Source organism: Kitasatospora sp. NPDC056783, from assembly GCF_042789895.1.
Taxonomy (GTDB): Bacteria; Actinomycetota; Actinomycetes; order Streptomycetales; family Streptomycetaceae; genus Kitasatospora.
This window is the reverse complement of sequence record NZ_JBHUAF010000685.1, coordinates 1-1,677: the sequence shown is the minus strand read 5'-3', so window position 1 is coordinate 1,677 and position 1,677 is coordinate 1. Positions and strand designations below refer to the sequence as shown.

Sequence of the window (1,677 nt, the reverse complement as noted above, 5' to 3'; positions counted from 1 at the left end):
GGGCCGGGGGCGACGGCGCGGGCGCCGGCTCGCTCGGCGCGTCCCCGGGCGTGGCGGCCGGGGCGGCGGGCGCCGGCTCGTGGTTGAAGAGCTGCCGGACGATCTTCTTGATCAGCTCCGGGTTGACGGTGTTGACCTCCTGCCCGCCGACCGTCCTGAAGCCGGTGATCGGCAGGGTGTTGAACTCCACGTTGCCGCCGGTCAGGTTGGGCGCCTGCTGGGCGAAGTCGAGGATGTTCCACTCGTTGTCGATGACGACGTCCTTCTTCACCACCGCGAACAGCTTCTGCATCTGCCCGAAGTCGTTCAGGATGCCCTGCTGCTTGAGCTTGTACTCGACGGAGGAGAGGAACGCCTGCTGCCGGTGGGTGCGGTCGAGGTCGCCGTTGGTGAGGTGGTGGCGCTGGCGGACGAAGGAGAGCGCCTGGGCGGCGTCGAGGGAGCTGATCCCGGCCAGGAGCTTGAGGCCGGTGCCGCCGCCCTCGTGGCCGGCGGTCCGGGCGATGATCGGATCGTCCACCGGGTGGTTGAGGCAGACCTGGATCGGCTCGACCGCCTTGGCGATGTCGTAGAAACCCATCAGGTTCACCTCCGCGAAGTGGTCGATCGGCACGTCCAGGAGGCTCTGCACGGTCTGGATGGTGGCCGAGCGCCCGGCCTCGCGGCTCTGCCGCTCCAGCTCCGCCTTGGAGAGCCCCTTGCCGGACAGCTTCTGCTCGGCCGCCTCCTTGGCGATGCCGTACGCCTCCTTGATCTTGTGCTGCTTGCCGTCCGCGCCCGTGGTCTGCACGTAGTCGTCGCGCGGGACGGACAGCGCGGTCACCTTGCCGCCGTTGGCCGGGATGTGCAGCACGATCAGGGCGTTGGTGTTGTAGCCGCCGATCCCGCTGGAGCCGGCGTGCAGTTCGTCCTCCACGAACTGCTTGGGCAGGTCGTTGCCGTCCATGTCCTTGCGGCTGTCCAGGCCGATCAGCAGCAGGTTGACGGACTTGTCGAGGTGTGGCGGGGCGTTCTTCTTGGCCTCGCTCAGCGCGGTGGACTTGATCATGCCGTCGTCCAGGCTGCGGTACTCGTACCAGGTGAAGCCGCTCGCGCCGAGCACGGCCGCCGAGACGGTGCAGGCGAGGGTCCGCCCGACGGCGGTCAGCGGGTCGGCGCCGCGCTGCGGGGCGTGGCCGCGCCGACCGCGGCCGCCGGAACGGCTGTGGCGCTCAGCCACGGCGGCCCCTTCCGGCCGGGGCGGCCGGCCGGCCGGTTCGCCGGTGCTCCGCCACCGCCCGCCGCCGGTCCGCGACCACGCGGGCCACGATCACGGCGAGCGCCGCCGCCACCGCCGCCGCCATCACCGGGAACGCCCCGACCACCCAGCGCAGCGCACCGGTTCCGAGGTTCTTTCCCTGGTACTTCCCCGGGTTCGCCAGGTACTCGACGCCCGACGCGGTGAGCAGCACCACGACCGGAGTGGCCGTCACCACCCACCACCGGCCCGCCCGGCCGCACAGGGCCGCCGCGGCCGCCGTCCCGAGCACCGAGCCCACCGCGAACAGGAGGCCGACGCCCGGCCCGTCGAGTTCGTCCGCGACCGCGCCGAGCAGCGGCAGGCCGACCGCCGAGAGCGCCGCCGCCACCGCGCCGCGCCGGCGCGCCTGCTGCCGGCGCCGGGCCGCCCCCGGCCGC

General features: G+C 72.7%; 2 protein-coding genes. Both read right to left on the bottom strand.

Annotated features, from left to right (window positions below; all coding sequences use genetic code 11):
• Positions 1–1,219 (bottom strand): LCP family protein (locus ACFRMQ_RS40590; protein ID WP_380735942.1); only part of this gene is annotated, 1,219 nt, incomplete at its 3' end.
• The coding region (locus ACFRMQ_RS40585; RefSeq protein WP_380735941.1) for a DUF6542 domain-containing protein at positions 1,212–1,677 on the bottom strand (466 nt) is incomplete at its 5' end. The genes ACFRMQ_RS40590 and ACFRMQ_RS40585, both read right to left, overlap by 8 nt.